Below are 6,703 nucleotides of genomic sequence, written 5' to 3'. Positions count from 1 at the left end.
TGGTCAAGGCTCGCTCCTGCAGCGGGACTGCTTCACCAGGACGACCGAGAGCGTGGAAGCTTGCCGCCTGATTCCCCAGCAGAGTGGCCACGGTGGGGTGGTCGGGGCCGAACGCGGCTTCGGTGATGGTCAAGGCTCGCTCCTGCAGCGGGACTGCTTCACCAGGACGACCGAGAGCGTGGAAGCTTGCCGCCTGATTCCCCAGCAGAGTGGCCACGGTGGGGTGGTCGGGGCCGAACGCGGCTTCGGTGATGGCCAAGGCCCGCTCCTGCAGCGGAACCGCCTCACCAGGACGACCCAGATCGCTGTAGCTTGCCGCCAGATTCCCCAGCCAGACGGCCACGCTGGGGTGGTCGGAACCGAACGCGGCCTCGGTGATGGCCAAGGCCCGCTCGTCCAGCGGAACCGCCTCACCAGGACGACCAAGAGCGCGGAAGCTCGCCGCCAGATTCCCCAGCCGGATCGCCACGTTTGGGTGGTCGGGACCAAGCGCGGTGTCGGTGATCGCCAGGGCCCGACTGCAGAGGTCCTGGGCATACAGATGCCGGCCTTGCCTGATGGAGAAGACGGCGGCCTGGTTGAGGACCCTGCCGAGTTCTTCCGGTTCGGTTCCTTCCCGATGGCGGCGCGCAAGCGCATCGATGTGCGGGAGGAGATCACGCCAGACAGGCCATCCCGACACGTTCCTATCCGGGTCAGCGGGCAGGGCCTGAGCCAGACGGGTCAAGGCATCCTCACGGGCAGCGTGAGTGCGTGGGTTGTGGTAGTCCAGACCGTTGCAGACCACCGCTTGGAAGAGCCGGTGCATGCTCACCGTCTCCCGCTCGTCCTCGCACAAGCGGATGATCACGCTGTAGGAGGCCAGAAGCTCTAGCGCGTCATCGAGATCCGGATCGTCGGCATCGCCCAGAAGAAGCGTGCGGGGGACGTTGTCCGGGGCGTAGCAGGCCAGGGTGCGCAGCAGGTGTTCCGCCTGCAGGCCCTCGGCCTCGTCGCGTTCGCGGATGGCCTGCAGGTGGGTGTCCCACAGCCGCGCCATGGTCTGCTCGGCTGTCCCGCCCGCCGCCGACTTGGCATACATCCGGGCCGGGTGACGGCGCAGCAGGTCCAGGTAGCGGCCGGGGCTCTTGCGGGATTGGCGGATGTAGGCGGCGGCCTGTTCCAGCGCCAGCGGCAGATAACCCAGCTCGGCGGCGATCGCGGCCACGTCCGCGTGATGCTCCGGCTGCTCGTACCCGCTGACCTTGGCGATCAGGTGCTCCGACGGGCTCTCGTCCAAGACGTTCAAGGTCACGGACTGCGTTCCCGGCCAGGGCACGTCCCGGCGGGTGGTGATCAGCACATGGCCGGTGGACAGGTGATCCAGCCAGGACCGCACATGGCTGGGGTCTTCGACGTTGTCCAGCACGATGAGCCACCCGGGGTGTGCGCGCAGCCAGCCGAGCGCCCACTGGGCCGCCTCGGTCAGGTTGCCGGCCAGCGCGATGGGCGCGTGGATCTCCGCCGCCAGCGCGGCGAACTCCTTCTCGATGTTCTCCGCCGAGTCCGCCGTGATCCAATACGCCACCGGGTAGCGGTTCTGACGTGCGGCGGCGTAATGCCGGACCAGCTCCGACTTGCCCACCCCGCCCATCCCGCGCACCAGCTGGCGGATCATCACCGGCTCGCCTTCTGCGGCCAGCATGCGCTCCAGTTTCTCCAGCGCCTCGCCACGCCCGACGAACTCCGCCGCCCGCGGTGGCTGCAGAAACCTGATCGGAGCGGCCAGCTCGACCTGGCCCGGCGCGAGTAGACCGCCCGGCGGCAGATGAGTAGTCCGCGCGTCGATCGAGGACCCGTCACCGGTGATCACATTTCCGGTGATGTCCCGCTCCGCCATCACCGCGCGCTCAGAGGCGCCGGGCCGCTCCTGGCCCTGCTGTTCCGCGTCGCGGGTCATGGGCTACCGCCTGGTGATGGACGAGTTGTCGCCCGTGGCCACCGATCCGGTGATGTCCCGCCCGGCCGCCACTCCACGCGAAGTCGCGGTCACCGTGGTGCCGGAGCCGGTGCCGCCTGTGGCCGACTCCGCCTCTTCCAGCAGTCGGCGTACGTCGTCGGCCAGGTCTGGATCGGCGGCGAGAGCCTTCCTGATCTGCACCCGCAAAGCTGCCTGAAGATCGGCGTCATCCGGAGCCTCGGCCAGCTCCGCGATCGCCTCGGGGACCTCCTCGGCGGGGTTGGTCCCGAACACGCGCTGAAGGATCTTCCGCCCCCAGCCCACTGTCGCGTCCGCCGCGTCCTCCTGTGCGCGGGCCAGCACCGCCGCCCCGTACGTCCCCACCGCCGCCATCCCCCACGGCGAGATCGCCGCCACCAACGCCGCCACATCCACGCTCACGCACCTGCCCCTCACGCACACGCGCCCCCGAGCGATGCACCCGCATTCCGCTGCCCCGAATCTAACTGCCAACCATCGGCCATGCCCGCCGAGACGCGAAATACGTGCCCTCAACACCGGGGGTTTCGGGGTCTTGCCTGAGCAGCCGATTGCGTGCGATGCCGAAGGGTCCGTTGATATCCGCCCGCGCCGGATCTGGGCATCGGCTGCTGATGTGAGGGCGTGAATGTAAAGGACGCGGAGCGATCGGTGGCCAGTCTGAGAGGGCGAGGCTCGTAATCTCGGCACATGACTGGTGAAGGTGTCCTGGTGTTCGACATCGACGGCGGGCTTGCTGCCGTCGATTTGTCGCGCTCAACCCTTACTACGTCGCCGGCCTCATCCGCCGGCACCGCAAGACGATCGGGTCGACATGGCGGCTGCTCAACCCGGGACAGCAAGCCCTGCTCGTGCTGGTCTACCTGCGCAAGGGAGAGACGTTCCCCGAGCTCGGAGCCGGATTCGGAGTCTCCACTGCGACCGCGTGGCGGTATGGGGAGGAGACCGTGATGCTGCTGTCGGCGCGCTCGCCCAAGCTCGGCCAGACGCTACGCAGAGCCAAGCACGACGGCCTGCACTACCTAGTGCTGAACGGCACCCTGATCCACATCGACCGGATCGCCGCCGACCGGCCGTACTTCTCCGGCAAGCATCGCGTGCACGGCATGAACATCCAGGTCATCGCCGCACCAGACGGAACGATCCTGTGGACCTCGGGGGCACTGCCGGGCAGAACCCACGACCTGAGCGCCGCCCGCATCTGGGGCATCCTGCGCGCACTCGAGCAGGCCGGGATCATCACCCTGGCCGACAAGGCCTACCAGGGAGCCGAAGGCCCGGTCCGCACCCCGTACAAAGGCAAGAACAAACCCGCCTCCCAGAAGCAGGCCAACCGCTCCCACGCCAGACTCCGCGGCCCCGGTGAGCGCGCGAACGCCCAACTGAAGAGCTGGAAGATCCTCCGGAAGCTACGCTGCAGCCCGTCCAAGGTAGGCCACCTGTGCAAGGCCATCGCCGTCCTGCAGAATCACCGAGTTGCGCAGGCGGCGTGAGGATGAAAAACGTTCAGGGAGGCGCAGCGTGGAAGCTCTAGACAGCACACGCTGTAGGAGTGCGGTGGCCGTACGTTCGGCGCAGTGAGCATGAGCTGCGAAAACGCCTTGCCTAGCTCGAGCCACCTCCAAGGTCATCCCGTCAATGTCCCACGCCAACGGTCGACACGGCGAGCTTGGTGCATTCCGCAAGTGTAAGAAGGCATGCGATGGGGCCTGGTGGTTCACACATAGGCATGGCCTTGCGGGGTGCTGAGATGATCGTGCCGTGTGCGTCGTCGAGACGCCGATTAGTCCGCGGTCAGGCTGTCCAGTCAGGCACGGGGACGTCTGATCGCTGCCGAGCGGGGGCTGGATGGCCTCGAGCACCTTCCGAAAGAGAGGGCTGTCGCTGTACTGGCCCCGCACCAGGACATTAGAGCAGGTCTTTGCACCCGAGGACGTGTCGTAGGGCGCAGGCCTGGATCGCTGATGCCGATGAGACGGTTGCCGTCGTAGTTGGCCCCGGCCTTGACCGTCGCCGTATTGATCGGCAAGCGTCTAGTCGTTGGGCGGCACGGGGTCTCGTCACTACACCAGATGGGAACGCGAACCGGCCAAGCTGTTTTGGGGCCCTCCAGCGTAGTCTTGGCTCAGCAGTCGTTCCTCTCCGCCTCCGAAGGCAACAAGGAGCTAACCATGAGGTTCTGGACCGTCGAATCACGCACCTCGTTGCCGGCCACACTCGAAACAGCATTCCTTATCAGGGATAGATGGGACGACTACCGCTTCAAAACGCAATACTTCTTGAGCTACCGGGACGCTGACGGTGCACTTCATGCGATAGGAAACGTTAAGATTGGACGCTTTGGGATAGGGGAAGAAGGCTGGGTGAGTCCTCCCGATTCGTTTACTAATCTGGCTAGCGACTTCTTTTCGTTAGGTCAGGACGATTCCTATTATGAGAATCTCAATAAGCTCGGTTCCGAGATTCGCCTCGCTGTGCTCGGCGCCTTGAACGATATGGCTCTGAACCTCGAGCTTTTTCGGCGGGCAAGACATGAAACAGTCACAGGAAAATCGCTTCTAAGGTTCGTCTCCGTGTCCACGGTCCTGAACCAGTTTCACAGAATGGCCTTAGGGGGTGCGCGGCTATCGCAGTTCAGCTTCAGATACATCTACCCGCAGGATAGGGAAGAGCAGGTAGATGAGCCTTTGAGTCTATCATTTGAGGTTGAACCAGAGTCTCAACCGCCCACGAACGTCCATGTGGTAATAGGGCCAAATGGTGCTGGCAAGTCACATCTGTTGAACAATATTGCGCTCATTCTAGTATCTCAAGGCACTGATACCGCTGCCGGTAAAATCGAATCTGGTCTTTCAAATGGGCCGCCCGAGAACCTATTCGCAAATGTGGTATCAGTTGCCTTTAGCGCCTTCGACGAGTTTCGACCAGTGAGTAACTCGCAAGACCGCTCAAGGGGAATACTTTACAGATATATTGGCCTGAAACGAGTCGCGAGATCCTCAACGGCCAAAGCTAATTCCTTGAAAGATGCGTCGGCTCTAGCTCAAGAATTTGGGACGAGCGTCACAGCGTGCTTACAGCAAGCGCGCATGGCACGTTGGCGTCGGGCACTCGAAATGCTCCAGAGTGACCCCATCTTTGCTGATGCGCAAATAGCCGGACTCGCAGATTCTGACGCGGGCGACGAGGAGATTAAAGCTGATGCGCGAGATTTGTTCCGCGTCTTGAGCTCGGGTCATAAGATTGTGCTCCTGACGATTACTCGTTTAGTGGAAACACTTGAGGAACGGTCATTAGTGCTCGTGGATGAGCCCGAATCCCATTTGCATCCTCCTTTACTGTCGGCGTTTATCCGAGCGCTCTCCGACCTGCTTATTGATCGCAACGGCGCTGCGATAATAGCCACCCACTCTCCTGTGGTGCTGCAAGAAGTTCCCCGAAAATGTGTTTGGAAACTGAGACGGTATGGGAATGAGGTCTATGCCGACCGCCCAGAAATAGAAACCTTCGGTGAAAACGTCGGGGTGCTTACACAGGAGGCGTTTGGGCTTGAGGTTACGAAGTCGGGGTTCCATAGAATGCTTGCGGAAGGAATTCGGCCAGGTAGCTCATATGCTGAAATAGTGCAGGAGTTCCAGGGGAGCCTGGGGAGTGAGGCTAGGGCCTTGCTGCAATCGCTACTTCTCACCCGCGGCGATCGAGAACGATTCTGATGTGGCATATAGCTCTCCCAACTTGCACGGCAATAGAGGCGTACCGGATGTGCCGTAGCTCTATCAGGGATCAGGACCTCAAAAGTCGCCTAGAACAAGTCGAGCCCGAGATTGGTAGTGCAGACGACATATATAGGCAGGCAGGCGCAGACGGGACCCTTGATGGTTTGCATGTATCTCAATTTGATCTATCCAACGTGACAGTCAGGGAGATGTCCTGGCTCTATGACCGCAAAATGGTCCCCCACAGATCAGCCGCTAGGTCGCTCTATAACACGATACGGGGCGCTGCAAGGAACGGTAGGTGTCCACTTTGCGGCCATCGACAAGTAATGACGCTTGATCACTACTTGCCAAAAGCACACCACGCGGCGTTAACAGTAAACCCTGCCAATTTGATCCCTTCATGCACTGACTGCAATAAGGCCAAGCTAGATGCCGTTGTGTCGTCTCTTCACCCATACTTTGACAATGTAGAACAGGATCGCTGGCTGTATGCCAGCGTTGAGAGGGTCGTTCCTGCTGCGGTAGACTTCTTTGTGAAAGCTCCAGCTTCATGGCCCTATAAGCTGGTCCACCGAGTACACCGGCATTTCAAGTTGTTCGACCTGCGAGCCCTATATGCTGCTCAAGCGGCCCACGTTTTGAGTGATATAAGACTGAGATTGATAAATCTGCACACTAAGGGCGGGGCAGCATCTGTTCAGTTCTATCTGGAGGAGGAGGCGAAAAGTAGAAAGGATCATAGGCTTAATAGCTGGCAGACCGCACTTTATGAAGCCATGGCCGAAAGTTCCTGGTATTGCGATACTGGTTTCAAGCTCGAATAGTATTGGAGAGTCTAATGCGATCGGCGCTTAAGGAATATGGGGCGGATATCTGCTGCGCCAAGTTCATTTGCGGTGTTACCCATTTAGATGGCCCACTATGACTGGTAAGTCGTAGTCGTGGAAGATAGCGGTATGGACGTCCGTCATCGGAAGATAAGAGTTTGGTCATTCACGCGTTCTGG

The 6,703-nt window shown here is 61.3% G+C and carries 4 protein-coding genes and 1 pseudogene; 3 read left to right on the top strand and 2 right to left on the bottom strand.

What is annotated here, in order from left to right; genetic code table 11:
- Together fxsT and ACBJ59_RS58110 are read right to left on the bottom strand one after the other, a co-directional pair.
- On the bottom strand, nucleotides 1-1,939 hold a 1,939-nt coding region (gene fxsT / locus ACBJ59_RS58115), incomplete at its 3' end, for an FxSxx-COOH system tetratricopeptide repeat protein (RefSeq protein ID WP_375118563.1).
- 3 nt (nucleotides 1,940-1,942) lie between these two features.
- Nucleotides 1,943-2,380, bottom strand: coding sequence for a hypothetical protein (locus tag ACBJ59_RS58110; protein WP_375118562.1), 438 nt, complete (start codon nucleotides 2,378-2,380; stop codon nucleotides 1,943-1,945).
- A gap of 288 nt (nucleotides 2,381-2,668) precedes the next feature.
- Here ACBJ59_RS58110 and ACBJ59_RS58105 point away from each other — a divergent pair.
- From ACBJ59_RS58105 to ACBJ59_RS58095, 3 genes and pseudogenes are all read left to right on the top strand, one after another.
- Nucleotides 2,669-3,471: pseudogene (locus tag ACBJ59_RS58105) on the top strand (transposase family protein).
- Nucleotides 3,472-4,149: 678 nt separating this feature from the next.
- Nucleotides 4,150-5,691 carry an AAA family ATPase gene (locus ACBJ59_RS58100; protein ID WP_375118561.1) on the top strand — a complete coding sequence of 514 codons (1,542 nt, stop codon included), beginning with the start codon at nucleotides 4,150-4,152 and terminating at the stop codon, nucleotides 5,689-5,691.
- Nucleotides 5,691-6,521 (top strand): HNH endonuclease, encoded by an 831-nt coding sequence (locus tag ACBJ59_RS58095; protein ID WP_375118560.1) that lies wholly within the window; start codon nucleotides 5,691-5,693, stop codon nucleotides 6,519-6,521. Before ACBJ59_RS58100 ends, ACBJ59_RS58095 begins: the two co-directional genes overlap by 1 nt.
- Nucleotides 6,522-6,703 lie beyond the last annotated feature (182 nt).

Origin of the sequence: Nonomuraea sp. MTCD27 (assembly GCF_041950495.1) — a bacterium.
Taxonomy (GTDB): domain Bacteria; phylum Actinomycetota; class Actinomycetes; order Streptosporangiales; family Streptosporangiaceae; genus Nonomuraea.
The sequence above is the reverse complement of the archived record's forward strand: the minus strand, read 5'-3'. Positions and strand labels throughout refer to the sequence as shown.

Bases quoted from the DNA above. Each gene is read 5' to 3' on its own strand.
- ACBJ59_RS58100 (WP_375118561.1), top strand. From the start codon at position 4,150: ATGAGGTTCTGGACCGTCGAATCACGCACCTCGTTGCCGGCCACACTC.
- ACBJ59_RS58095 (WP_375118560.1), top strand. From the start codon at position 5,691: ATGTGGCATATAGCTCTCCCAACTTGCACGGCAATAGAGGCGTACCGG.